The sequence below is a fragment of the Lachnospira sp. genome (genome assembly GCF_016290755.1).
Classification (GTDB): Bacteria; Bacillota; Clostridia; order Lachnospirales; family Lachnospiraceae; genus Lachnospira; species Lachnospira multipara.
On the sequence record NZ_JAEEVD010000001.1, the window covers coordinates 18,743 to 41,643 of the forward strand.

Below are 22,901 nucleotides of genomic sequence, written 5' to 3' on the forward strand. Positions count from 1 at the left end.
AGTTACTAAATCTCCTGGTAGGAAATAAATTTTATCATTCTCCATTATTATTTAATTTATTAAAACGTTCTTTAATTCCTTCATTTATTACTACATGAATTTGTTGTTCTGCAACAACTTCAAAACCTTGACGGAAAAATGGAATAGGTACTCCACAAGCCCTTCTATAATATACTATATCTCCTTCTTTTACATACTTACAAGCAGGACCTACTTCAATAACATCAGCCTGTACAGATAAATTATATTCTGTATCCTGTTCTCCAGTATCTGGATTTTTAAAAGAACCGTCTGGGGTAGTTATAATGATACCTCCTTCTTCTACAAGTTTTTCAAAAGGATTCTTTGCATAAGGCCTTACAAGTACATATGTTCCTAGTGGAACTATTTCCATTGAATCCATTTTCTCAGTCATACGTTTAGCTTCTGCTAATTCACGATCAATTTGTTCTTGTACAACTGATTTTTTCTTATCAAAATTTTCATTAAATACTTCTACTGCTTTTTCACGAGTAGCATCATCAAGAGTCTTTGCACCAGCAAATCCTACGGCAGATTCTCCGCCAAAATAATTCATTTTTCCACTTTCTTCCATATTAATTCATATTTATTACCATTTTCCAAGAGGACATTTAGATTTTGCTACTCTAGTTTTAGCATTTAACCTACAACCACATCCTCTACGATATCCTATCTTTGGTGTATTACTTACATCTCCTGTTTGTACATTTAAGTATTTGTTATTATTACATATAGGGCCTGCAAGTGGCATAACTTTAAATAAAGGACATTCTCTACATATATCCATTCTCCATTTACTTAAATCACCATTCTGCCCTACGAATTCCTTAATATGTCCATCAATAATAGCCCCTAAACCCATAGTCTAATATTTTATTTAGAAATTATAATATCTCAAATAATAATTGAAAGATACTCGGTAGCACATTAGAAAACTATAGGTTTTCGGCTATCTTCACGTTGTTTGATGATTAACTTTTTCTTGTAGTCTTTCAACATCCTTTCAACATCTTTTTTTAAATAAGGTATTTCATACTCAGTAACATTATTATCATGATCATAATGAATAATGCCTAAATACTTTATCTTAAAATTTGGATTTAATTTTTGAAGCATCCATGCATATGTAGATAATTGCATAGCATAATGCATTTTATTACAATCCATTAAGTTATTTAAAGGATATTTCATCATTTGATTTTTCTTAGTATTAAAATCAAAATATGAAGTATCATCAATTTTCTTGTTAGTTTTATAGTCGTATATAATGATGTCATCACCATCTTTTATTAGTAAGTCAATCTGTCCTGCTATTTTAACAATTCCATCTTTAGATACACTATATATTAAATATTCAGGAAAGATTCCCTTATCAATATCAAGTAATTTTATATTGTTACAATCGAGAGTTTCATTAGTGTTTACTTTGAATTTTCCACCTAATCCGAACTTTTTGAGGTCTGTTTCTTTTTTTGTTGTGTACATCTTTTCAAGTTCGGCATGAATTCTGGTGCCTCGATCACAAGATGCTTTATTTTCACGTTGCCATTTATCAAGTATATTTTGTTTTACGAGATTAAAATTAGTCTCGTTTATCTGATAAGCGTCTAAGAAATACTGGACATCTACTTTCTTAGTTTGAAGTAGGAATTTCTTTTCAAATTTAAATTGTTCTGGAGTCAATAACTCTTGTAAAGCTTTATAAGAAGACCAGAAATCTTTGTCATACTCATTCTCATATTTTCCTATTAAAGTAGTTACTGAAATGTAGTTTCCACTTTCATCCCAATAAATATGTTCTTCATCATTATAATTTACATTTCCATTCTTTTTATCAATTTTCATAATTCTTCTTTAAGTTATTAAAGTCTAATAATATAGATAATTTATGTAATCCAGGATATATTATATCGTGAGAATACTTTAAATTTATCTAAGGCATTTCATCTTTATAAATAACTACTAATAATCCTATAGCTTCTTCAGTACCTCTTATAGGATATAGTGCAGCATATTTAAATTCACATTTTTTTAGTTTATGCCAGAAATTTGGAAACCTTATTTTACTAGTTGTTTCCTAATCTATAATTGTAAAATCATTCTAATTTATTTTCTGTATCTCATCAATATAATTAATATAATCAAGATCTGTCCAAAAATCTATACAAGGATAATTATCCATCCCTCTAAATTTTTCAGAGATTCCTGTTAGATGTTTATAAGCTAATCCATTAGAACTTATTAAACTATTATGATAGTTCAATAGAATTAAGTTACTTATACAAGAATCCCCGATAATAATATCCTACATTAAATCATTAATTTGTGGTGCTACTTTTTCTAAGTAAGTTTCCTATTCCACTAATATTTCTTTTTCAATATTATATTTCTTATCAATATAGCTTTTTATATTATTATTTGCTAATGATAAAAATATGACTCCAATTAATCCTAATATAAGTATAGTTTTTATCTGGCAAGGGAGTCTATCGAGCCATTTATAAAACTATACTAGGTAGTCAAGTATTTCTTTCATTTTCATTTTTAAATTAAATAATTTGTTCGTTTGCAAAATTATCTATAATTTTGTAAATAAAAAAATATTTTTAAATAAATTTTAATATGGAAATAATAAACTATGATGATTTATATGAATAGGCTATTGTAGATTTTTCAAATAAAACAGGTTTAAAACCTTTTAAAAGTTATTCTAAGACGTATAATTTAACAGACTTTTTACCTGTAAGAGAAGAACCTACAGTACAAGAATCTATTATTTAGGAATAGCCTGTGTAGAATACTACTCAAGTTGCTAAAAATAAACCTAAAGAAGATTATTCTAAGTTTAAAGGATATGAACAATTTAATAGAGCTTATGATAAAGTTCAAGCATATAATCCAGATGCTGCTAGATATAGAAACTTATTGACTAAAATAGCTTCTATAGAATCTGGTTTTAGATTAGGTGTAGTAAATAATATAGGTGCTGCAGGATATTTCTAGTTTATAGATTCTACTAGAAATGGTATTATGAAGAAGATTGGTAAAAGTACTAATAAACAGGCATTCTTAAATAATCCAGAATTACAAATATTAGCAGCGATAGAATTAGCTAAAGAATTTGAAAATAGTTTTAGTAAAGATTACCTTCAGTTAGCTTCTTAGAAAGGTCACACTATAAATGGATTAATATCAGGAGCTTGGCTTGGAGGTGTAGGTGGAGTTAAAAGATACTTAAAATCTGGAAGAGATAGTTCCGATGGAGGGACTACTGTTTCTAAAAGAATTAAAATTGGCGATTATATATGATTAATTTTTATGACTTAGAGGGTAGTACATATAATAATGATGTTGTAGACTTTTCTTTCGGCCCAAATTTTAAAAAAGTTTTGAACCATGATTCTACCCCTAGGAGAGTAGTTCCTGATGAAGTAACTCAAGAACCTGTCTAGGAAACAACTCCTGTACAAACAACCAAGCCAACATTATATAATAGATTATTATAGATAATTAATCCTTTATTAGGAGAAAAATACAGTAACTCAAAAAGACTGTAGAAAGGATACTCAGACTGTTCTGGTTTTGTTAATAAAGTTTATAAACAACTTGGAATAGATTTAAAAGGAGCTGGTTCTGGTTAGTTATGGTAGATAGGCTCTTAGGTAGATATCAATAATATCCGTCCAGGGGATTTAGTATTCTTAACAAGTACTTCTAATAGAAAAGTAGCTGGTAGTGTTCGTCGTGCTGGAGTAGATACTTCCCATGTAGCTATAGTATTAGAGAGACAAGGTACTAAAATTAAAGTAGCAGAGTCCACAGGATCTCAGGGAACAGTTACTCAATGGTGGGAGATAGGTGATCCTACTAAAAAAGAATCAGGTGTGGTTAATTATGCAAATGGTTCTGGTAGAAGAGATACATTCTTCGGTTTTCGAAGATTAATTACATAAGATAAAAGTTAGGAAGTCAACTACTTATCAAAAGATAAGCAATACTTCTTGGGTTCAGGCCAATAACCTGAGAATTTTTAAAATATTTTTATGTTTGACTTTCTTTCAAATATTAACTTAAACAATTAATAAATGAAGAAAGTAATAAGTTTAGTAATAGTATTGTTTTTATTAAATCCATTACATATGGATAGTATGCCAGTAGATAATAAAACAGAATTTGTTTCAAAAAATAAAAGATTTAGTAATATTGAAAATATGACCCATATATGGAACTATTTTAAAAATCAAGGAATTGATGAAAATATAATTGCTGGTGTTATGGGTAATATGTCAATAGAAAGTAACTTTAGTAGTTCAATAAGAAACAAATCTGGACATGCTGGTTACGTACAAATGAATAGGACTTTACAAAAACTGATAGTATCTAAGTATGGTAGCTTTAATAAAGATACCCAATTATTACATTTAAGTAATTGGTTATTATGTAAAGAAACTGGTAAACTTGCTTATATGCAAGATAATTTTAAACTTGCAGATAATAGTACTCCAGAAAAAGCTGCTAGAAATTTTGCTAAGTACTATGAAAGACCAAAATCAAAGAATTATAGTAATAGGCAACAAATGGCTAGGATAATATATGAAAAGTTTAAAGAAAATTAATTTAATTTTAGTTGGATTAATATTAATGGTACTCTCTAGTTGTGGAGAATATATTCCAGATACTGTAGTATATACTGAAGTACCGACTACCTATGTAGTATATGATTATCCAAGATATTATGGTGTATATAGACCAAGATATTATTACAGGTATTCTTATAATAGAATTCATAAAAGAAATCCTAATCCTAGAATACATCCTAGAGATAATAGAAATAGTAAACCTAGAAAAGTTAATCCTAGAAGATGAGTAAATATAAAATTTTAATAGATTACGGTCATGGAAATACTAAACCAGGAAATGTTAAAGGTAGTCCTGATGGTTTTAAAGAATGGCAAGGTAATCGTAAGTTAGGTAAAAGATTAAAAACTGCTTTAGAGAATGCAGGTTATGATGTATATGAAGTTGTAACTGAAAACTCAGATGTACCTTTGTCAACACGTGTTGCACGTATTAACAAATGGTGTAAACAATTTGGAGCTGGAAAATGTATATTAATATCCTGCCATTCTAATGCTGCAGGAAATGGTAAATGGATGAATGCTAGAGGATGGTCAATCTGGACCACTAAAGGTTAGAATAACTCTGACAAACTAGCAGAAGAAATCTGGAAAGTAGCTAAAAGTAAGCTCAAGAGTATTCCTGTAAGGTAGGATATGGTAGATGGAGATCATGATTATGAAAGTAATTTTTATATAATTAAAAATTCTAATTGCCCATCTGTTTTAGTAGAACATTTTTTCCATGATAATAAAGAAGACTTAAGATGGGGAACTTCTGAAGAAGGAATTGATTTATTAGTAGATATAGATAAATAGGGTATTATAAATTATTTAAGTAAAAAATGAGTGTAAAAAAATTATTTAAAGATAAGTATGTAGGTTATCATACATTTGGCCTTTCTTTAAAGGAAGTTTCAGTTGGTGAGAAACAAGAAAATAATCCTTCAGAAGCACCTGGAGAAAATGATGAACCTGGTTTTGATAGTGGTGATGTACCACCTTAGAGAAATACTTAAGTCTTATATAAAAAATAAACCCTGGCTCTTAACTGAGTCAGGGTTTTTTGTTTTAATACTTAATATATTTATCTATAGTATTTAAAAGTTCTTTTTGAGTTGCTTTTAATTTATAAACAAGTTCTCGTTCTTTTGGATTTAAATTTTGAAACTCCTTAGAGTTTATATAAATTTCTGTTATTCCATCTAATAATTCTAGACGTTTAACTTGCTCTTCAATAAGTGCTCCTAGTGATTTTTTCAAAGATGTCATCATACTCATCATCATTATCATATTCACAATCTTCTTCATAATCTTCACTATCCTCTTCTGTTAAGATATTTATTTTACAAGATGTTTTATCACATAGATGAGGACACTTTTTACTTTTAGGAGGAAATTCTATACCAACTTCTTCATCATTAACATATGCATGGCATTCCTCATGACCATTATCATTTTTCGCTGTTATTTTGTATACTGTGCCATCTGGAGTGGTCTCTGACATACTGCAATATCCTATATAATTAGCATTATTGTTTACTTGTTCAATAGGTAGTTCAGCTGTTAGAGTTGAATTCGGATTATAATTATTAGTAGTTGAACATACTTTATTACTTACTTCACAAGTAGGATTAAAAGGTGGTTTTAAAACAGTATCATTAGTGTTAGCGATTGTGTTGATTGGGAAGATGTTAATTTCATCTTCAATGCAATCCATAATTGTTAATAGTGTTTCCAATTGGAATCGAGGAAACTTTTTGTTTAAATTTTTAAGAGTTTTGATTTTGTCTACCATCGTCATTAATTTTAATTGTTTCTTGAGTATCTTGAATATTTGTAATATCTATTATGTTAGGATACATCACAGATATTTTATTTAATCTATCTTGCCAATTTATAAATACTTGAGTATTTTGTAAATTGTGTTGTACAGCAAACTCGTATAATTGCATACATAAATTAATAGAATTATTACTGTTAATTATAAATGTTTGCATTATCTGCTGTTCTTCTTGTATTTTTTGTTCTTCTGTTGTCATAGTCCTCCCCCAAAGATTCGAACTTTGACCTACGGTTTTAGAGACCGCAGTGCTAACCATTACACCAGAGGAGAATAATTAGAGTCTTTATTGAAGACTCTTTTTTAATTGTAGAATAGCATCAAATGTTTTCTAATCTTTATTTTTTATAAAGTTAGACACATATTCATTAACTTCAGAGAGTTCCATTTGTTGAAAATCTTCAAAAGTTATGTCTTTATTTCTTAGATATTCTGCAAATGTATCTATAGCTTTTTGAATTAAATCAGGTCTCTATAATATATCTTCTTCACGTTGAGAAGATAAGAAACTAAATAATTCATTTTCTTTTTCGTATATCTTAGTAAGTTCATCATCTGTTAACATTTTCATAATATCCTAAGCAAGAGAAAATAACATTTTATTATAAACTTCTGAATGCTATCGATTATATGAATCCAATAATTTTTCTAATTCCTTTATATAATTCATGTCTTTAAATTTTTAACACTACAAAGATATATATTATATATAATGTGTAAAAATTATTTGTGTTAAATGATGTTAATGTTTCCACTTACGGGCATTCTCTGCAAAAGTTGCTCTTTTAACTAAAGTTGGGTTACCACTTGCTTTAGCTTTCTTAATGCAGGCATCTGTTACTTTACCACCACAATAAGATGTAAATTTACCACGATTTTCTTTTTTAATGTGAATCTTACTTCCTTTTTTATAAAGACTCACTAGATTTGCAATTTTCTATATTTTATTCCAGTCCATAATTAAAATTTTTTTGCAAATATAATAAAAATTTATAAAACAAAAAAATTATTGATATTATGTAAGGGAAAGTACAGTAGTACAGAAGACCCCCGCCCTCCTCGAAATGGAAAATGAAATCGATTTTGAAGACCCACCCCCAGGGGGGGTCAATCAAAATATTTTTTAGTTTTCCCCTGCGGTCTAGTAGTTTTTTCTACATCTAATATATCTATTTGATTTATTAACGTTTATTAATTCCTAAATTCGTACGATTATGGAAAATCCCATTATGAATCAGAGACCGAGCAAGCAAATGCAGCCTTGGGCTGTAATTGATGTGAACAATGGCATCGAAGTTTTCAGCGGAAGCGAGCAGGAATGCCGTGACTATGCTGAGAACAAGGAAACAGGTCGCATTGACCCCAACCTGACGCTTTGTCCCGTCTTCTGACTTACAAACCTAACCCACATTCGTGGGTTTAGGTTTTGTTCGGTTCTAGTAGTTATTTTCACATACATTTTATATATGTGATTTATTAACATTTTAATTCGTATCGATATGGAAACATTAGAAATTCTGTGGCCCAAGAATGGTGCCATTGTTCAGATTACCAGTGATGAGCCTCAGCAAGTGGAAGTCTTTGACCCTCGTAGGGGCTATGAACGTCCTATCTTAGGCATTCCTGTTATCATTGAACAGGGTTGCCTTCGCAAGCAAGGTTTAATGTCTCTGAATTTCTTGTTCGGGACCGAGATTCTGACCAGGAATTCTATCGGAGAAACTGTCAAGCATCACTTTGCAAGCGAAGAAGCCGCTCTCAAGGAACTTCAGCACTGCACCCTCAAGTACCATTGGGGAAGAAGTGCTAAGGGCAATTTTTGGCGTTTCTTTAGCGTTGAGAAGGGCCTTCACACATTCTCGTAATCATTCACGCTCTCAACCCCTTAATTGGGGTTTGGGAGTTTGGGTTCTAGTAGTTATTTTTAAACCTCATATATGTATGTGATTTATTAATTTTTTAAAATTAACGCTTATGAAAACTATCGTTTCCATCGCTATTGCTGGCTTGATGCAGCAGGCCGTTGACACTGATAAGCCAGCCGTTGAACACCTCGCAGAACGCATTGCCATGCTTATTCCTGACGATTGTGTCAACGGACTTGTCGAAGGCGTGCCTTTCGCTGCTGAAGTCGTTGACCAGAACAAGTTCCAGTCTCGACTTGCCAAGGCAACTCAAGAACGCTCTGAAGATGTCCGCTTGCAGGGCAAGATTCACGTTGAGCCGAATGGCTATATCACCATTCCTGTGGCTTATCGTCGTACTCGCTGGGTCGAGTCCGAAGAGAAGGCCACGAAATGTGAGAAAGCCAACGACATCTACGCTGGTGTGGGCGAGAAGGATGATGAACATCCTATCGCATACGAATGCTGGCGCACAACTACCAAGAACACCTCTCTCTGCGAAGCAGAAGAATGGGGTCTTGAAGTTGCACGCTTCTAACCCATCGTCGCTCGTCTAACAACACCCACATTTGTGGGTTGTTGTTGGGCTGGACATAGTAGTTATTTTTAAATCTAATATAAATATATGATTTTATTAACTTTTTATTAACAAATAATACGTAATCCCAATGGAATCTACTGATTTATTTGCAATCGCTCGCCGTCAGGCAGAGCAGGCTGCCGTCCGCAATGGCGGCTCGTGTGTAACCTCACAGCAGGCATTTGCCGCAGGTGGCGGTGGCAGGCCCCCGCGTGACCCTGAACGCATCCGTCTTCACAAGGACGATACGTTCCAGGTTCCTGCAAGTCAGGAGTCTGACCAGTGGCTCGCTGCCCCGCTCAGTCAAGGTGGTAAGCCCGTACTGCGCTTGCTCGCCAAGGTTCAGCGTGACGGTGCCGAGATTCCTGTCGAAGTGTTCTGCGGGACCTTCGCCAAGACAGGCATTAGGCCCGACGGCACTTCCGTGAGCACGGTGACCAAACTCAAAGACGGTCGCACCGCCCAGGACCTTGCACAGGTGTGTGTGACCTCAGGTGAGTTTTGGAGCGCCTTGTTTGGCAAGACCTTCAAGGTCACCAGCGAGAAGCGCGAGACCATCAAGTCCCGTACCCGTGACGGTATGGTGACTACCCGCGACACTATGATTTACGTCATCGAAGAAGTCTAACCGACTCTTCGGTGGCGTAAGTCACCTTACGGAGTGAACCCCCTTTTTATGGGGGTTTCACTTCGTTTCACCCTAGTAGTTATTTTTACATCTTTAGTAATTTTTTGAATTAATTGAACTGTTTTTAGTCAGGTCGGTCACTACCTAAGTGTGACAGTAACGGCTGTGCCCTGGTTCGCACCCAGGGAGTGCGACACAGCCCATCAAGGGCCTTAGTAGTTATTTCTACATCTTTTATATGTATTTGATATTAGTAGTGTAAACCGTATGTATTGCGGACTATTAATTATCTGACCGTCAGGAAAGGCTGACCAGTAACATTTTTTTATAAACTTAATCCTTTAAAATTTATTATGGAAGGAACTAATTTGTTTGACGCCCAGAAGCGTCGTGCCGAGGCTACTGCTATCAATAATGGCAAGCCTCTCGTGAGCGGTGAAGCCGCATTTGCTGTTGATAACAAGCCTCGTCGCAGGAGCCTGGATGCTTCGACATTCCACGATGGTGATAAGGTACAGGTGCCTTATCTGCCTACCGACACTGCTCATCCCGAGGACAAGGACAAGTGGCTCGCACTGCCTATCAATAAGGGTGGTGATCCTGTTCTGCGTGCTCATTGTTTGTGCACTGACAAGGACGGTAAGCAGAGCGTGAAGGAGTTGTTCTGCGGTACGTTGTGCAAGTTTGTGCGCGACCGCGAGACTCAGGTTGAGGTTCAGACCAGTGGTTCTGCTGTTGATCTGATTGCTGACTGTGAGACCAATCAGGAGATTTGGTCTAAGTTGGCTGGTAAGACTCTGACCTTCAGCAACCCCAAGCGTGTGAAGACCATTATCCGTGGATTTAACGGTAGGCCCGACCGCGAGGGCGAGCAAACCGTTTGGCAGATTGACGTAGCCTAATCTTAGGCTATGCCAATCACAGTACGTGGTATAAAACAAGGTACCTCGCTCTCGGGTGAGAGCGGGGTTTACCCTGTTATTAACCATTCTGAACTTCCAGAAGGACGGTATATATATGCTCTTCTGGATAAGAAACCCAATGGATATTATTTATGTATTAATTGGGTTTATTAATAATAAAATACTTTTCAACTATTTACATTTGTAAATTGTTTGCATTTCTAAATTTGCATTTGTAAACAATTTGCATTTGTAAACTATTTTTTATAATGATGGAATATGGCATATAACAGCTGAAAGATGCCAGTAGCTCATATCCCATATTTGCTATGCTGTTTAATATGACAGAATTTCTTTTTTAAATTGTTTACAAAAGTAAACACAATTTTCATTTGTAAATTTACAATTGCAAATCCCAATTTGTGATTGTAAATTATTTTTTCCTTACTTATAGGAGTTGTAAATCCAGGTCACCTCTGGTTATATAGTATCGGGCAGATATTATATAAGTTTTATTCTGAATGCACCGCAGAATAAGACTCGGGGATAGTTGTAGGGGAGGGCATCCTGCACGCGCGAACTATCTCGATTATACGTGGCGAGTATAATCTCCATAAAGGACTAAAAATGCTACTCGGTATCATAGTGTGAGTATAAATAAGACTATGCCTAGTCCTGTGATGGCAATCAGGAGCGTTCTTAGATACTTGTAGGTGGAACTAAGGGCAGAATAGAAACCTTCTAAAGTGGCGGGTGGTACTAAGCCATACACTAGGGTGACGAGACCAAGTCCCTAGATTTGATTTATTTATGAAAAAACGTAGTGCTGGCTGAGGTCCGAATCCTCAGATACTCTTTCCTTCCTATTTTGGCCTAGGGAAGGTTGTGGGAGTTAAAAAGAGTGCGTGTCGAAGGAGACTGAAGTAGATAAATCTTTAGATGGACCATTTTGGGAAAGGGGTCTTTAAATATGCCCAACTGTGAGACACACAATCACAGTATAATAAATAGATAGGTGTTGGCAGTCTGGAATAGACAGACATTATAATACTAATTTTTACAGGATTACACAACGTATAGTTTGGAGATACTTAATGGTAGGAGCCATTAATGTGTTATTATATGTAAATTTTAGTATTTTGTAAGATATGAACTAATCACTCATATTCTTATTTTTCAAGAGTAGCTCAGTCTGGGGAGAGCGTTCGTTGATTACGAAAGGTTGTTGGTTCAAATCCAATCTCTTGAACTATTTATTAACTATAAATTTTTAAAACAATGATACTGAGATTTAATAAATTGAATTTTACTATAGAAGTAAAAGGAGAAATAAAAGAAGCAGAGCACGAAGATACTGCTATTGCAATTGTTGTTTCTACAGATAGTTCTTTCTTATTGAAGGGGGATCCTCTCACATTAAAACAAATAATGACTATTTGTTCGTGCTGTATTACTCGTTTAGATGGTCAGAAATATCTTAAAATTAGAGATATTTATGACATAGAATTCTAACTCTACTTGTGGGAAAAGAGTATAATTGAGAAACCCTCACTTAAAAACTCAACTCATTCCAAGACGTTGAGGACACCGAGTTTTTCTTTATAGGAATATTACTACAATGCAACTAGGGTTGCCAAGACAAAAACAACGTCTGTCTTGATGTTTAAGGTCTAATATGTACTATCTGGTGGCTCAAAGTACAAGAGAGAGTCAGATTAATATTTAAGTATAAAGTTTTTGGTGTAAAACGCAATTCCCCATCTACAATTATCACTTGTAGGCAAGGCTCTTACGTTATGTACGTACATGTCCACATCCCTCGAAACCCTTGACTATTAGTGGTATAGTCATAGTAAATATCTTTATAAGATATTTATATAAAAGGGAACAAGGTTGAGATTTGGTATAGGGTGATAATAACTATACTAAGGGTGTAGGTTCGAGTCCTACCGAGGGCAGCTAATTTTTATTAATTTTAAATTTATAAAAAATGGAACCGTTATATAAAGTTGGAGATACTGTTAAGATAAAACAGTTATCACTGAAGGATAATGATCATTACAGACATGGACTTAATGATAAAATGGTAGAATTATCAGGAGAAACCTTCAAAATTATACTATTAGAACCTTCTATTTGTCCTCCAGGTACAATACCTGATGATGGATTCAAATATAAATTAGAAGGTAGTATTTGGTCTTGGGCTTCTTCTATGTTTGAAACATCAACCAAATCAAAGAATAAGAAATCTAAAACAAAAATTTCTTTTCATAAAAAGAGAAAAATACAGTTTGATTTTAGTTTGTAATTTATTAATATTTTAAAATTATTTTATTATGCAGAAGCCTAGAATTATGCTTGCTCTTATGAACAAGCTTGAGTGCAAGCAAAACGATGCTAAAGTAAAGAGGATCAAGAAGTGTATTGAAGTGGCCATTATTAATTCAGAGGAAAAGATGGCTAAGGCAGATGATACACTGAATACATTGCTTAGTGATTTCGATGTAGATTCTGATGCTCAGGATCTTATCTCTGGTATCTCTGAAGCCCTCACTGAGAAAGATGATGCTCAGGCTGAAATCGATCAGCTTAAGCGTATTGAGAAGTATCTCTTTGAGGAACTTGATGAACCTGAAGAAGAGAAGTAATTTCATGATAAATTGGTGTGCATAGTATAGTCGCTATGCATACCCTTTGATAAATTGATTGTAACAATTTATCATTGTATTAGTTTAGTGATGTAGTGGAAAAGAGAAGACTATTTCTTAGCACCTGAATTAACAGGCAATGGTACATCCCTTATAAGGATGGAGCCCAGGTTCGATTCCTGGCTAAACTACTATTTTATTAATTTTTATATTTACAATTATGGCAAAGAAAACAAAAAAGAGTAAAGATAATAGGTTTTTACCTGGAACTCTTGTAATGCAAAAAGATACTCGTCAACATGGAGTTGTTCAATACTCTTATGCTGATGAGTTTGGTGGAGATGATTATGAAAGTCTCTCTATTATGTGGTTAAAAGATGGTGATCAAAAAGGTCATTGTTCTGCTTGGCATAATGCCTCTGATTTTGTAGAAGTACCTTTTGAGGAAATGATAGCTTTATATTTAAAAGTCATGCTTTCTAATGTTTTCTAAGGTATTAACTGATGATTAATTAATAATATTTATTATTTTTTATAAATATGACACTTGAATTAGTCAATCCTTATGCAGATTTTTATAATGATTTTAAAGATTTGCTATATACCCAACCTATCATTACTCCTAGAGAGTATGGAATGCGTTATAGAAAACGTAATAAACCATTTAAAAGAAAATAATTATGTTTCTCGACGATAAACTTGCAGAAATATTTGAAGAAGGCGCTTTTAATGAGGCTTCTATGGTAGATACTTGTCAGGCCCTTCTTGATGAATGCGTATCAAGAATTCCTGATCCCAGCACATGTTCAGTTGAAACTTGGATTAATTCTGTTAAACAAACAGAGAATGGTTGGAGACTTTTCTGTAAAAAATATCCAAGGTTTAGTCCTGATGGATTTAAAAATGTTATGTTAAACAGAACTAACCATAATCCTAAGTATAATTATATTTACGAAAAACTTGGTTGGTTATAGGATCTATTAATTTTTTATTTTTTATAATTATGGCAAATAAAAATATTGTTCCTGGAACTTTAATTCAAGATAAAACAACTGGAAAAAAAGCTATTGTAGAGTTCACTTCTTTACAGGCTTTCCAAAATGGGAGTAATTCTGAAGTTAGTCTTTTGTGGCTAGACAATAATGAAGAAATTGATTTTAGTAGTGCTTGGCATTCTATCTCAAGATTTAATATTTTAGATAGTGATATCGAAGAAAATTTGAAGAAGATTGTTAAGTATAATCGTAAAGAAGGTGAAGGTGCTCCTATTGGTATGAAGCCTGAAATGGCTAAAAAGCTTGGTTATACTAGTATTCATACTTATTCATCTGCTATGTCAGGTAGAAAAAGAGGTGATATAAAAATTAATTAAAAATATGAAAATAACTAAACAATTATCAGATACTAAGTTTGAGATTGAACTTGAACCTCATGATATGAGAAATGAGCAATCTATTAGGGTTGCTCATGATTATGTAAGGTTTGTAGGTAACAGTGGTATTCAAACTAATGGTTCTCTTACAGTTGATGGTCCATCTGCTTGGTGTTCTAATTGGATTCGTACTCAGCATGAAGTAACAATTGATATTCGAGATATGGTAAAATTCGTTTTACCTCTTCTTAATAAAAACGAATATTGTACAGAAGAACATCTTTTAAATGAAGACGGTACTCCTAATTATACTTGGGGAAATTCTGTAATCTTCTTTAGTGAAAATGGAGAGGAAAAAGTCTATATCAGACTTGATCGTAGTGATGAATGGACAATTATTCCTAGAAGTGTTTATAATTATTTAAAAAATAATAATAAATGATACCGCTAATAGTAACTATTGTTTTAATTATAACCTTTTTTATGATTAAATTTCTTAAAAAAGAAGATAAACTTGTAAAAGAACAAGAAAAGAAATTTGTAAAAGTTCCTATGATAACTCATTTGGATGATAATTCAGTTTCTGTCATAGGAGCTATGTGCTTAACTATAAATGAGAATATTAATTGGTTTTCTGAATATCAAAAACTTTTAGCAACAGATATTCTGAAATATATTCCCAATTACTCTAAACATGATTCAATTATATTAAAAACTACTAACGAATTAATACAAAATTTAATTGATTCGTCAGTTAACTCTTCAGAACCTTTTCAGAGGAGATGTGCTTGTGAATCGTTAATTAGAGTTATGTTAGAAGCGTTAACTAGAGAAGAACTTTTTAAAGAATAGTTATATTTATGTATAGTGATGTAATGGATACTGTAAGATCTTTGTTAGAACAATCTAACGAAGAGAGTTCTACAGTATTTGTAGCGACTATCGCACCAAATGGTTTAACTGCAAATGCTACTTTTTTAGGTAATGAAGAGCAAATGGTTAAACTTTTTGTAAGTTTAATTAAACTTGCAGATGAAAGACTAGATGGGAAAATACTTAAGGAAGCTGTTCTAGAAGCCTTTTCTAAAGGTGTAGTTAATATAGAATAGTTTATGAGAGGTTTAGATTTTCCAGTAAACATCAGGATATCTAATGAATATTTTGTTGGATATCCTGATGTTAAAATTCCAGCTAATTCAACATATCAACTTTTCTTTGGACAAACTAAAGAAGAAGTTCCTATAATTATTATTAAAAACATTGATAATGAAACTGTTTATTATTATGAAGAAGACGAATTGGTAAAAGAGTTAATGTACTCATATTGGAATCTTTGTATTCCTTATAAAATTATTATTAAAAATAATACAGAATCTCCTTGTGAACTGAATAATAAAAATATACAAATATATATAACAAATGAAGAGTGAATATAACATAGGACAAAAAGTAGTTTTATCTCGTACGTGTTCCTGTATGGCAGGAATAATTTTTGAGAAAGGTGAAACAGTAACCATCAGTAATATTGATGAAGATGGAGGTTATAGTTTCATTAACGATAAAGGTGAAGAGATTATTGAATGTGGCTGGGATTGCATTGAAAAGGCTGCAGTTATGGAACAACCCACAACTTCAGACAAATTCACTGAAAAAGAACTTAAGTTTGCTGAAGAAATGGCTCTTAAGGTCTTTAATGCCTCAATTGTAGAAATAGGAATTAAGAAAACCCTCAACATGATATTTGATGAAGAAAAAGTTGACTTCATCATAAAGGGAATTCAAGGAGCTTTTAAAACAGGCTTTGATTGTTGTATTGAATATGTACTTAATACAAAAGAATAATTATGGGTAGTTTTGGAAAATTTCTTAGTGGACTTTCTGTCCTATTAGTTTGTGCTGCTTTTATTTGCGGTCTGGCATTTGGCTGTCCTAGATATAAAGTCTGGGAACAAGAAATGTCTGGTAAAGCAGAATTTGCTAAAGCAGAACAAAATCGTCGTATTAAAGTAGAAGAAGCTAAGGCTAATCTCGAAGCAGAAAAGCTTAATGCCCAAGCTGAGATTGAACGTGCAAAGGGTGCTGCAAAAGCCATTGAAATTGAAAATGGTAGTATCACACCTACATATATTCAGTATTTATGGGTAAGGCAACAGGGTAATTTGAATGATAAAACTGTTATTTATATTCCTACGTCTGGTCCAGGAATTCCTAATTTTAATTTACCTGTAACTGAATCTACACGGATTTTAAATAAATAATAATATTTTTGCGATGTGGAGAAGTAGACTATCTCGCCCGACATGCTATATTATAGGTTGGGAGAACGGCAGTGCAAATCTGCCCATCGCCACTAAATTACAATTCTAAAAAATTAAAAAAACTATACCCGAGAGTGACGACTTTTAGGTCATGAGGGGCTCTAAGTCCGCAATCGACTTAGGTAAATAAAAGTTAATAAATCGGTTTTGGGAGGATATTATATCCTCCCTTTATTTTGTATAATATTTTATTAGATATTTTATGGAAAAATTAGATTTTGCAAAGAATAAACATTCTTTGGATCCTTTAGGTAAGGATACTTTATGCACTGTAATTATATTAATTCCAAATGGAATTGATGAATCTACTATTAAAAATCTAGAAGAATCTTTTAATAAATGTATAACCTATATAGGATTAGGACATGTAGATTCTGAGGGTTTTACTGAGGATAAAGCAAATGTTATTGTTGCAGATCATCGAATCCCTAAGGAAGATTTAGATGAAATATTCAGTTTTTGCGAAGAACTTAGTGTTATACCTTTATCATTTTATATGAGGTATGAAGATTTAGATAATTCAACTAATTCTTTTATGGGAAAAGTTATACCTGTAGTATAATAAAAATAACTTTAGTATTAATTATAAATTTTATAAAAATTATGACACAAGATTTAATTGAGGAAAGATTGTTTGAAGCTATTACGAATCCTAAAGTAGAGAATAATGGCCGTACTTTTACTGCAAAAGAAGTTGCTATAATAGCAAATACTGTAGCTGTTATGGTAGGAGACCCCAAGCCTAAGGATAATGCTTCTTTGTACAGGAAACTTCTTGAATATGTGAATATCCCTGATGATTTGCATATTTGCATTATGATGGGAATTCTTTCTGCAAGGGAAGCTCTTAAGGATTATTTGAACTCGGAAGTAAGGTCTTTCAAAATGGGACCTGATAAGAGCCAGATTCTTAAGGAGATTCAGGATTTCATTAAGAATATCAATAGCGAAGATTAAAGCAATGCGATTTGGTGTGCTTAATGCTACAAGTGGAATTCTTGTAGCAGTATTTTCTACTCCAGATAAAGCTCTCGAGAGAGTACAAAATGAGAACCAAAATGACCCTGACCAGATTTTTACAATGGTCCCCCTTTAGTGCTAATACTAGTTAATATAAAATATTATATATAATATATAGGTAGTCTTTTTAAGGACTACCTATATAATTATTTTTAAACTCAAGAATTAAAATAAATTAATAGATTATGGATTGGAAGAAATATCAGATTCAGGCTGTAGTAGATACAGTATTGGAAGAAGTTGGTAAGAAAGTAGAAGAATTAAAGAAGAAAATTAAAGAAAATCTCACTTTTACTAAGAAGCAGGAAGAACTTATCGACAGTTGTGAGGAAATAAAAGAACTGGTTTACAAGAAAAATGAAATTGAAAGTAAAATTTCAGAATTAAGGGCAAAGGTTAATAAGATTTCTAATAAGGAAATTGGTAATGACCTTTTCCCCTGGAGTATTTCTAGTCCTGAATATGTAGACTTTCAAAAGAACTCTTTCATTGATGAGATAGTTGATAAGAAGTTACCCCACGTTCCAAACTATGAGGAAGTACAGCGTAAACTTACTTTGCAAACTTTGTCTGCAGGATTCGATGTTGAAGCCTGGATTGAGAAGTTTGTGAAAGATTTAAATCTATGCGAAGAGTAATTATAACTTCACAAGATATACTTAATCCTACTAATACAAAAGAGAAAATCTATGAATATGATATCAACGAAGGAGCATGTTTTACAAGGTCTTTCCAAGATTTCGGAATTGATATCAAAGATTTCGATCAGTGGGAAGTATTACTGGGCTCACTACCAAACGGTGATTTTTACGAATGTAGAATTATTGCTTTGCGTGATAGCCCAATCATTATAACCTATAAAGAAATACTAATCTCAAATAAATAAAAACTATGAACGAATTCATTAAGAATGGCCTCAAAAAGGCTGCTGAAACTGAGTCTGGTAATGGTGCTTTAAAGTACTCAACAAGTCTCAATGTGTTTGTGGATGATTTTAGCTCTATGGGGCTGTACTTAAATCGTTCATATGAAGAATCAGCATCTACCATTCAGAAAGAATGGTTAACTTGTCCTGAAATGGCTCTAAAGATGCTGGGGTATCTTCGAATCATTACTCGCAAAGAGACTCATATCCATAAAACCAAATCGGTTCAACGTGGACAAGGTCTTCGTAAGGAGTACATCCATAGGATGATGTGGCTTGCATCCAATCATCCTGAAACTTTCTATAAAAACATCGATATTTTTGTAGAAATTGGTTCTCCTCGTGATATTTTTGCCCTTCTCCGTTATGATTTTATCAAAAACGGTTGGCAAAATCGTGAGTTGAATTGGAATAAGATGTACGAAGTAATTATCTCTCTTCTTGAGAATGATTCTACTCGTAATCTTGTACTGAAGTTTATGCCGACCCCACGCACAAATAGTAAGGCTACCACTGATGTTGCTAAAGCCAATAATGTTATTGCTCGTTGGATTAGTTGGAAGATGTTTCCTGCTAATAAATCTGCAATGAAGGAGTATCGTAAGCTTAAAGCTTCTGGTACTGCTCATACTTGGCAGCGACAGATTGCTGAGGAACAGTATCAAGACATTGATTTTGATAAAGTTCCTAGCGGAGCTCTTACTATGTTTACGCACCCCAGATACACTGTGCATAAACTTAGAAAGACTACATGGTCTAAGGAAAAGAAACTCACCACTGTACGTAGTGATGGAACAACTTTCCTTGAAAGACATAACCTTGAAGACAAATTCATTGAATGGCTTGATAAACAAGAAGATGTGAATACTACTGAGTATCCTCACATTATTCTTAAGCCTCTCTATGAAGTTTGTCCTGATGGTTTTAGGCAGAAAAGAAATTTGCCCAGAGTAACTGAGGTTACTGTCAATAAGAAGTTTGAAAGACTTCTTAATGTTGGTAAAGACGGAGTTAATACAGACTCACGACTCATTGCAGTTCGTGACACTTCTGGTTCTATGTCTGCATTGATCCCTGGACAGAAATTTTCTGCTAATCATGTAGCAAAGTCTTTGGCACTTTATCTTTCGCAATTCCTTGATGGGCCTTTCAAGGATGCTTGGATAGAGTTCAATCACACTGCTCAGATGCATATCTTTAAAGGATCTACAACTACTGAGAAGTACTTGAATGATGCTTCAAGTTATGTTGGAAATACTGATTTCTTGAAAGTTGCTAACATTTTTGTTAGTGCAAAACAAGAAGGTATTTCTGAATCTGAGATGCCGACAGGTATTGTTTGTTTTAGTGATGGTGAATTTGATCCAGTCAATAGCTGGAGAGATGTACCCGATCACACTACAAACTTTCATGCATTCTTGGGAATCTTGCGTCAAGCAGGATTTTCTGAAGAATATGTGAATAATTTCCAAATTATTCTTTGGGACATTCCCAATGGGTATTATGGAAAACCTTCGGTAAAGTTCGAAGATAGTGCTGATGCTCCTAATTTCTTTTACATCTCTGGATATGACCCTGCTGTCATTTCATTCCTTATGGGAGGAGAGTATGAGAAAAAGCAAAAGAAGCAGCCTAAGACTGCAGAAGAGTTGATGCAAGCAGCTCTTGACCAAGAAATTCTTGACAAATTATTTGTCTAGAATAAATATATGTTGTAATTTTGCAAGGCATCTGTATAAGATGTCTTGCTCGATTACGATATATCCCACCATTATTTAGGCCTAAAAATGTGTGGGCAGGTACAATGGAAGCTTTTACAGCAAAATCATTCTTTAATTTAGTAACATGAATCAAAGGTGATTATATAGTTTCTGATGAGTTCTATCGTAATATTAAAAACTCATTGTAAAGCTTCTTAACAACGAAAACTCTTACAGCAAACAATAAAGTATTTTACTTAAAAGCGTTTGTTTAGTTTATGTTTAATTTTTAAAACATTTCTTTTATTGGCTTTTGGGATGTTTTCCAATTAAAATAGAAATGTCCTTAAGAGTTTTTATTTATTAATATTATTTTACTTTAAAAACATGTGTACAAGAGTAACTTCTGAGATGCATATATCTCATGGTGTTGTTTGTTATAAGGTAGTAAAACTTCCTTTTAAAAGTACTCTTAAAGATGTACTCTTACATAAATTACATCTTAAAAAGAAATATAAAACTTGTTTTTATAATTCTGTTGTTAAAATTGGAAAAGAATATGTAGGTTCTCCAACTTTAACTAAACAATTAATTGAAGAAAATGTACGTATTGGACATTCAGTTGGTGGTGGGTTTATACATTCTTTTAAATCAAAAGAAGATGCTATTGCAGTTGCTAAAAGTTGGGGCTACTTATGTCCAGCAGTAATAGAATGTATAATTCCAGATGAAACTCCTTATTTTGAAGGCCTTTGGGAAAGTTCTATGGTTTGTGATTGTTATGTTTCAACTAATATCAAATACGTAAAACGAGTTTATTAATATTTATTAATTGCTCCTATGGCGCAATCGGTTAGCGCAGCTGTCTTATACACAGGAGGTTCTAGGTTCAAGTCCTAGTGGGAGCACTTAAAATTTTTTATATTATGGAACCTTTACTAGCAATAACTATTGGTGTAGTAATTAGTTTATTAGCTGGATTTTTCTGGCATGACAAAAAGAGAATGGATATAGAAGAAAGATTGGATTTTCTTAATAGATATATTAATATCTTAGTTAAAGATAATGACGATCTTAATTCTAAAGTAAGAAAACTTGAAGCAAAGATTTCTGATCAAGGAGAAATTATCTCTAAACTTAGGGATGGTATAAATAAATTAGCATTTCATACAAATTTTCCAAAAAGTAAGATAGTATGATTTATACAATAATTATATCTATAGTTGCAATATTAGCATTGATAATCTGTTTTTATCTATTAAATAAAATTAAAGTAATAAATTCTAATGTAGTTTCTTTAAAGGAAGATTTTAGTAAACTTGAAGACTCCCAAAATAAAGGTCTCATTACTTTACTTACTTTAAATAGACGTGTATCTTTTAATGAAAAAGATATAGAACGATTAGAAACTTTAGCTACTGAATATATAACTCAAGACGATTTAGATGATTTTTGTGAATCATTGTATACTAATATTCAAGGTGTTGGTGAAAGAGTTAAAAAACAAGTAAAAGATGAAATTAGTTCTAAATAATACAACTTATGAAGTACAGCATACTTCAGATGCTTTTTCAATAATAGAAGATTATTGTGAAGACAATGGATATATTATGGGGTATGTTCAAACTATAGGTACTAATATAGAGGTTGAAATAAATCATGTTGAATTTTATCCTGATAGTGCAAGTTTTATAACTGAAAAAGCAATAATTAAATATGCCTAAACTTGATATTAATGAAGTGCTTGAGGATCCTGATGTAAAACTTGAGATGGATCCTTGGGAATGGGAGAACAGATGTGGTGCTTGTGATAACTTTTACGACCCTATTCGTGGTTATTCAAAACACGCTATTTGTAAATGTCCCCACGAAGGACATGTAACAAAAGATACAAATTGGAAACATTTACATTGTAAAAAATTTCATGATTAAAATATGTCTTGGCTAACATTTAATGTCTTAAGTGGTATAATTATATTTTTAGCAGCTCTATTTTTAAAATTTTGCTTGTTTAAAACAAGAGAAGGTACATTAACTAAAGTTAATGATAACTGGAGCTGGCAGTTAAAAAGACCAAAGTATCCTATTTGGGAAGTTATACTAGTTATGATAGTTTGTTGTATTCCAGTAGTTAATTGGATATTATTTGGATGCCAATTAGTATGGATTCTATCTAGTATATCAGATAAAGATTATGTATTCTCTATTATAAATATAGATGGTATATATAACAATGAAGAATCTTTAAATGAATTTAAAGAACAATGGGTACAGACGCATAAACTTAAATATAAATTATATAAAAATATAAAAAGTGTATTCACTTTTAGTATAACTTAAGTTAAGTGGCCTTCTCGTCTATCGGCTAGGACAGCAGATTTTCGATCTGTAAAGCAGGGTTCGACTCCCTGGTTGGCTACAAAT

At 32.7% G+C, this 22,901-nt stretch carries 35 protein-coding genes and 3 tRNA genes; 32 read left to right on the top strand and 6 right to left on the bottom strand.

Features of this window, described 5'->3' with window-relative positions; all coding sequences use genetic code 11:
- Positions 1–34 precede the first annotated feature (34 nt).
- From QVA17_RS00110 to QVA17_RS00120, 3 genes are all read right to left on the bottom strand, one after another.
- Complete coding sequence (locus QVA17_RS00110) at positions 35–595, bottom strand: hypothetical protein (RefSeq protein WP_287385551.1); 561 nt, start codon at positions 593–595, stop codon at positions 35–37.
- A 15-nt stretch (positions 596–610) separates the two neighbouring features.
- Positions 611–883 carry a hypothetical protein gene (locus QVA17_RS00115; RefSeq protein ID WP_287385553.1) on the bottom strand — a complete coding sequence of 91 codons (273 nt, stop codon included), beginning with the start codon at positions 881–883 and terminating at the stop codon, positions 611–613.
- A gap of 65 nt (positions 884–948) precedes the next feature.
- Positions 949–1,866, bottom strand: a complete 918-nt coding sequence (locus QVA17_RS00120; protein ID WP_287385554.1) for a PD-(D/E)XK nuclease family protein — start codon at positions 1,864–1,866, stop codon at positions 949–951.
- Between the two features lie 1,185 nt (positions 1,867–3,051).
- On the opposite strand from QVA17_RS00120, the gene QVA17_RS00125 reads away from it, so the two are divergent.
- The 5 genes from QVA17_RS00125 to QVA17_RS00140 all read left to right on the top strand — a co-directional run bounded on the left by QVA17_RS00125 (position 3,052) and on the right by QVA17_RS00140 (position 5,644).
- Positions 3,052–3,186, top strand: a complete 135-nt coding sequence (locus QVA17_RS00125; protein WP_287385555.1) for a hypothetical protein — start codon at positions 3,052–3,054, stop codon at positions 3,184–3,186.
- A gap of 983 nt (positions 3,187–4,169) precedes the next feature.
- Positions 4,170–4,637 carry a phage tail tip lysozyme gene (locus tag QVA17_RS00130; protein ID WP_287385556.1) on the top strand — a complete coding sequence of 156 codons (468 nt, stop codon included), beginning with the start codon at positions 4,170–4,172 and terminating at the stop codon, positions 4,635–4,637.
- Positions 4,638–4,883: 246 nt separating this feature from the next.
- Positions 4,884–5,216 carry an N-acetylmuramoyl-L-alanine amidase family protein gene (locus QVA17_RS12510; RefSeq protein WP_330635113.1) on the top strand — a complete coding sequence of 111 codons (333 nt, stop codon included), beginning with the start codon at positions 4,884–4,886 and terminating at the stop codon, positions 5,214–5,216.
- A 78-nt stretch (positions 5,217–5,294) separates the two neighbouring features.
- Positions 5,295–5,456, top strand: a complete 162-nt coding sequence (locus tag QVA17_RS12515; RefSeq protein WP_330635114.1) for a hypothetical protein — start codon at positions 5,295–5,297, stop codon at positions 5,454–5,456.
- 26 nt (positions 5,457–5,482) lie between these two features.
- Positions 5,483–5,644 (top strand): hypothetical protein, encoded by a 162-nt coding sequence (locus QVA17_RS00140; protein ID WP_287385557.1) that lies wholly within the window; start codon positions 5,483–5,485, stop codon positions 5,642–5,644.
- Between the two features lie 64 nt (positions 5,645–5,708).
- On the opposite strand, the gene QVA17_RS00145 is transcribed toward QVA17_RS00140, so the two are convergent.
- The 3 genes from QVA17_RS00145 to QVA17_RS00155 are packed head-to-tail and all read right to left on the bottom strand — an operon-like array spanning position 5,709 to position 6,679.
- Entirely contained in the window at positions 5,709–5,900 is a 192-nt protein-coding gene (locus QVA17_RS00145) for a hypothetical protein (protein ID WP_287385559.1), read from the bottom strand.
- Positions 5,872–6,357, bottom strand: a complete 486-nt coding sequence (locus tag QVA17_RS00150) for a hypothetical protein (protein ID WP_287385561.1) — start codon at positions 6,355–6,357, stop codon at positions 5,872–5,874. Before QVA17_RS00150 ends, QVA17_RS00145 begins: the two co-directional genes overlap by 29 nt.
- A 52-nt stretch (positions 6,358–6,409) precedes the next feature.
- Positions 6,410–6,679, bottom strand: a complete 270-nt coding sequence (locus QVA17_RS00155; protein WP_287385564.1) for a hypothetical protein — start codon at positions 6,677–6,679, stop codon at positions 6,410–6,412.
- Positions 6,680–8,454: 1,775 nt separating this feature from the next.
- Between QVA17_RS00155 and QVA17_RS00160 the strand changes: the two genes are divergently transcribed.
- The 27 genes from QVA17_RS00160 (at position 8,455) to QVA17_RS00290 (ending at position 22,896) form a co-directional block, all read left to right on the top strand.
- Complete coding sequence (locus QVA17_RS00160) at positions 8,455–8,922, top strand: hypothetical protein (RefSeq protein WP_287385565.1); 468 nt, start codon at positions 8,455–8,457, stop codon at positions 8,920–8,922.
- 130 nt (positions 8,923–9,052) lie between these two features.
- Positions 9,053–9,592, top strand: a complete 540-nt coding sequence (locus QVA17_RS00165) for a hypothetical protein (RefSeq protein WP_287385566.1) — start codon at positions 9,053–9,055, stop codon at positions 9,590–9,592.
- 368 nt (positions 9,593–9,960) lie between these two features.
- Positions 9,961–10,494 carry a hypothetical protein gene (locus QVA17_RS00170; RefSeq protein ID WP_287385567.1) on the top strand — a complete coding sequence of 178 codons (534 nt, stop codon included), beginning with the start codon at positions 9,961–9,963 and terminating at the stop codon, positions 10,492–10,494.
- A 1,176-nt stretch (positions 10,495–11,670) separates the two neighbouring features.
- Positions 11,671–11,743, top strand: a tRNA-Ser gene (locus QVA17_RS00175).
- Positions 11,744–12,577: 834 nt separating this feature from the next.
- Positions 12,578–12,802: a hypothetical protein gene (locus QVA17_RS00180; protein ID WP_287385568.1), complete on the top strand. Its 225-nt coding sequence runs from the start codon at positions 12,578–12,580 to the stop codon at positions 12,800–12,802.
- Positions 12,803–12,830: 28 nt separating this feature from the next.
- The gene (locus QVA17_RS00185; RefSeq protein WP_287385570.1) at positions 12,831–13,142 is read left to right on the top strand and encodes a hypothetical protein; all 312 of its coding nucleotides are present in this window, start codon (positions 12,831–12,833) and stop codon (positions 13,140–13,142) included.
- A gap of 220 nt (positions 13,143–13,362) precedes the next feature.
- The gene (locus tag QVA17_RS00190) at positions 13,363–13,635 is read left to right on the top strand and encodes a hypothetical protein (RefSeq protein ID WP_287385571.1); all 273 of its coding nucleotides are present in this window, start codon (positions 13,363–13,365) and stop codon (positions 13,633–13,635) included.
- 187 nt (positions 13,636–13,822) lie between these two features.
- A complete protein-coding gene (locus QVA17_RS00195) occupies positions 13,823–14,116 on the top strand; it encodes a hypothetical protein (RefSeq protein ID WP_287385573.1) in 294 nt (97 codons plus the stop codon).
- Entirely contained in the window at positions 14,107–14,514 is a 408-nt protein-coding gene (locus tag QVA17_RS00200) for a hypothetical protein (protein ID WP_287385574.1), read from the top strand. The genes QVA17_RS00195 and QVA17_RS00200 overlap by 10 nt, the downstream gene beginning before the upstream one ends.
- A gap of 4 nt (positions 14,515–14,518) precedes the next feature.
- The gene (locus tag QVA17_RS00205) at positions 14,519–14,956 is read left to right on the top strand and encodes a hypothetical protein (RefSeq protein ID WP_287385575.1); all 438 of its coding nucleotides are present in this window, start codon (positions 14,519–14,521) and stop codon (positions 14,954–14,956) included.
- Between the two features lie 41 nt (positions 14,957–14,997).
- Positions 14,998–15,366 carry a hypothetical protein gene (locus QVA17_RS00210; RefSeq protein WP_287385576.1) on the top strand — a complete coding sequence of 123 codons (369 nt, stop codon included), beginning with the start codon at positions 14,998–15,000 and terminating at the stop codon, positions 15,364–15,366.
- Positions 15,367–15,389: 23 nt separating this feature from the next.
- Positions 15,390–15,623, top strand: a complete 234-nt coding sequence (locus QVA17_RS00215) for a hypothetical protein (protein ID WP_287385579.1) — start codon at positions 15,390–15,392, stop codon at positions 15,621–15,623.
- Positions 15,624–15,626: 3 nt separating this feature from the next.
- Positions 15,627–15,944 carry a hypothetical protein gene (locus tag QVA17_RS00220; protein ID WP_287385580.1) on the top strand — a complete coding sequence of 106 codons (318 nt, stop codon included), beginning with the start codon at positions 15,627–15,629 and terminating at the stop codon, positions 15,942–15,944.
- Between the two features lie 46 nt (positions 15,945–15,990).
- Positions 15,991–16,356 (top strand): hypothetical protein, encoded by a 366-nt coding sequence (locus tag QVA17_RS00225; protein WP_287385581.1) that lies wholly within the window; start codon positions 15,991–15,993, stop codon positions 16,354–16,356.
- 2 nt (positions 16,357–16,358) lie between these two features.
- On the top strand, positions 16,359–16,772 hold the full coding sequence (locus tag QVA17_RS00230; RefSeq protein ID WP_287385582.1) for a hypothetical protein: 414 nt from the start codon (positions 16,359–16,361) through the stop codon (positions 16,770–16,772).
- Positions 16,773–17,034: 262 nt separating this feature from the next.
- The gene (locus QVA17_RS00235) at positions 17,035–17,394 is read left to right on the top strand and encodes a hypothetical protein (protein WP_287385583.1); all 360 of its coding nucleotides are present in this window, start codon (positions 17,035–17,037) and stop codon (positions 17,392–17,394) included.
- Between the two features lie 68 nt (positions 17,395–17,462).
- Positions 17,463–17,789, top strand: coding sequence for a hypothetical protein (locus QVA17_RS00240; RefSeq protein WP_287385585.1), 327 nt, complete (start codon positions 17,463–17,465; stop codon positions 17,787–17,789).
- A gap of 4 nt (positions 17,790–17,793) precedes the next feature.
- Positions 17,794–17,928, top strand: a complete 135-nt coding sequence (locus tag QVA17_RS00245; protein ID WP_287385586.1) for a hypothetical protein — start codon at positions 17,794–17,796, stop codon at positions 17,926–17,928.
- A gap of 109 nt (positions 17,929–18,037) precedes the next feature.
- Complete coding sequence (locus QVA17_RS00250) at positions 18,038–18,490, top strand: hypothetical protein (protein WP_287385587.1); 453 nt, start codon at positions 18,038–18,040, stop codon at positions 18,488–18,490.
- Between the two features lie 253 nt (positions 18,491–18,743).
- The gene (locus QVA17_RS00255; protein WP_287385588.1) at positions 18,744–20,477 is read left to right on the top strand and encodes a DUF2828 family protein; all 1,734 of its coding nucleotides are present in this window, start codon (positions 18,744–18,746) and stop codon (positions 20,475–20,477) included.
- A gap of 411 nt (positions 20,478–20,888) precedes the next feature.
- Positions 20,889–21,299: a hypothetical protein gene (locus tag QVA17_RS00260; RefSeq protein WP_287385589.1), complete on the top strand. Its 411-nt coding sequence runs from the start codon at positions 20,889–20,891 to the stop codon at positions 21,297–21,299.
- Between the two features lie 12 nt (positions 21,300–21,311).
- Positions 21,312–21,385, top strand: a tRNA-Ile gene (locus tag QVA17_RS00265).
- The gene (locus QVA17_RS00270) at positions 21,377–21,676 is read left to right on the top strand and encodes a hypothetical protein (RefSeq protein ID WP_287385591.1); all 300 of its coding nucleotides are present in this window, start codon (positions 21,377–21,379) and stop codon (positions 21,674–21,676) included. The genes QVA17_RS00265 and QVA17_RS00270 overlap by 9 nt, the downstream gene beginning before the upstream one ends.
- Positions 21,673–22,011, top strand: a complete 339-nt coding sequence (locus QVA17_RS00275) for a hypothetical protein (protein ID WP_287385593.1) — start codon at positions 21,673–21,675, stop codon at positions 22,009–22,011. Before QVA17_RS00270 ends, QVA17_RS00275 begins: the two co-directional genes overlap by 4 nt.
- A complete protein-coding gene (locus tag QVA17_RS00280; protein ID WP_287385594.1) occupies positions 21,992–22,201 on the top strand; it encodes a hypothetical protein in 210 nt (69 codons plus the stop codon). Before QVA17_RS00275 ends, QVA17_RS00280 begins: the two co-directional genes overlap by 20 nt.
- Positions 22,194–22,409 carry a hypothetical protein gene (locus QVA17_RS00285; RefSeq protein ID WP_287385596.1) on the top strand — a complete coding sequence of 72 codons (216 nt, stop codon included), beginning with the start codon at positions 22,194–22,196 and terminating at the stop codon, positions 22,407–22,409. The genes QVA17_RS00280 and QVA17_RS00285 overlap by 8 nt, the downstream gene beginning before the upstream one ends.
- Positions 22,410–22,824: 415 nt before the next feature.
- A tRNA-Glu gene (locus tag QVA17_RS00290) sits at positions 22,825–22,896 on the top strand.
- Positions 22,897–22,901 lie beyond the last annotated feature (5 nt).

Coding starts and splice junctions, on each gene's coding strand:
- QVA17_RS00120 (WP_287385554.1), bottom strand. CDS start 1,866: ATGAAAATTGATAAAAAGAATGGAAATGTAAATTATAATGATGAAGAA.
- QVA17_RS00190 (WP_287385571.1), top strand. CDS start 13,363: ATGGCAAAGAAAACAAAAAAGAGTAAAGATAATAGGTTTTTACCTGGA.
- QVA17_RS00195 (WP_287385573.1), top strand. CDS start 13,823: ATGTTTCTCGACGATAAACTTGCAGAAATATTTGAAGAAGGCGCTTTT.
- QVA17_RS00165 (WP_287385566.1), top strand. CDS start 9,053: ATGGAATCTACTGATTTATTTGCAATCGCTCGCCGTCAGGCAGAGCAG.
- QVA17_RS00180 (WP_287385568.1), top strand. CDS start 12,578: ATGGTAGAATTATCAGGAGAAACCTTCAAAATTATACTATTAGAACCT.
- QVA17_RS00235 (WP_287385583.1), top strand. CDS start 17,035: ATGGAAAAATTAGATTTTGCAAAGAATAAACATTCTTTGGATCCTTTA.
- QVA17_RS00150 (WP_287385561.1), bottom strand. CDS start 6,357: ATGGATTGCATTGAAGATGAAATTAACATCTTCCCAATCAACACAATC.
- QVA17_RS00275 (WP_287385593.1), top strand. CDS start 21,673: ATGATTTATACAATAATTATATCTATAGTTGCAATATTAGCATTGATA.
- QVA17_RS00250 (WP_287385587.1), top strand. CDS start 18,038: ATGGATTGGAAGAAATATCAGATTCAGGCTGTAGTAGATACAGTATTG.
- QVA17_RS00260 (WP_287385589.1), top strand. CDS start 20,889: ATGCATATATCTCATGGTGTTGTTTGTTATAAGGTAGTAAAACTTCCT.
- QVA17_RS00185 (WP_287385570.1), top strand. CDS start 12,831: ATGCAGAAGCCTAGAATTATGCTTGCTCTTATGAACAAGCTTGAGTGC.
- QVA17_RS00210 (WP_287385576.1), top strand. CDS start 14,998: ATGATTAAATTTCTTAAAAAAGAAGATAAACTTGTAAAAGAACAAGAA.
- QVA17_RS00205 (WP_287385575.1), top strand. CDS start 14,519: ATGAAAATAACTAAACAATTATCAGATACTAAGTTTGAGATTGAACTT.
- QVA17_RS00285 (WP_287385596.1), top strand. CDS start 22,194: ATGCCTAAACTTGATATTAATGAAGTGCTTGAGGATCCTGATGTAAAA.
- QVA17_RS00220 (WP_287385580.1), top strand. CDS start 15,627: ATGAGAGGTTTAGATTTTCCAGTAAACATCAGGATATCTAATGAATAT.
- QVA17_RS00230 (WP_287385582.1), top strand. CDS start 16,359: ATGGGTAGTTTTGGAAAATTTCTTAGTGGACTTTCTGTCCTATTAGTT.
- QVA17_RS12515 (WP_330635114.1), top strand. CDS start 5,295: ATGGTAGATGGAGATCATGATTATGAAAGTAATTTTTATATAATTAAA.
- QVA17_RS00245 (WP_287385586.1), top strand. CDS start 17,794: ATGCGATTTGGTGTGCTTAATGCTACAAGTGGAATTCTTGTAGCAGTA.
- QVA17_RS00225 (WP_287385581.1), top strand. CDS start 15,991: ATGGCAGGAATAATTTTTGAGAAAGGTGAAACAGTAACCATCAGTAAT.
- QVA17_RS00125 (WP_287385555.1), top strand. CDS start 3,052: ATGAAGAAGATTGGTAAAAGTACTAATAAACAGGCATTCTTAAATAAT.
- QVA17_RS00140 (WP_287385557.1), top strand. CDS start 5,483: ATGAGTGTAAAAAAATTATTTAAAGATAAGTATGTAGGTTATCATACA.
- QVA17_RS00215 (WP_287385579.1), top strand. CDS start 15,390: ATGGATACTGTAAGATCTTTGTTAGAACAATCTAACGAAGAGAGTTCT.
- QVA17_RS12510 (WP_330635113.1), top strand. CDS start 4,884: ATGAGTAAATATAAAATTTTAATAGATTACGGTCATGGAAATACTAAA.
- QVA17_RS00130 (WP_287385556.1), top strand. CDS start 4,170: ATGCCAGTAGATAATAAAACAGAATTTGTTTCAAAAAATAAAAGATTT.
- QVA17_RS00155 (WP_287385564.1), bottom strand. CDS start 6,679: ATGACAACAGAAGAACAAAAAATACAAGAAGAACAGCAGATAATGCAA.
- QVA17_RS00255 (WP_287385588.1), top strand. CDS start 18,744: ATGAACGAATTCATTAAGAATGGCCTCAAAAAGGCTGCTGAAACTGAG.
- QVA17_RS00115 (WP_287385553.1), bottom strand. CDS start 883: ATGGGTTTAGGGGCTATTATTGATGGACATATTAAGGAATTCGTAGGG.
- QVA17_RS00160 (WP_287385565.1), top strand. CDS start 8,455: ATGAAAACTATCGTTTCCATCGCTATTGCTGGCTTGATGCAGCAGGCC.
- QVA17_RS00280 (WP_287385594.1), top strand. CDS start 21,992: ATGAAATTAGTTCTAAATAATACAACTTATGAAGTACAGCATACTTCA.
- QVA17_RS00110 (WP_287385551.1), bottom strand. CDS start 595: ATGGAAGAAAGTGGAAAAATGAATTATTTTGGCGGAGAATCTGCCGTA.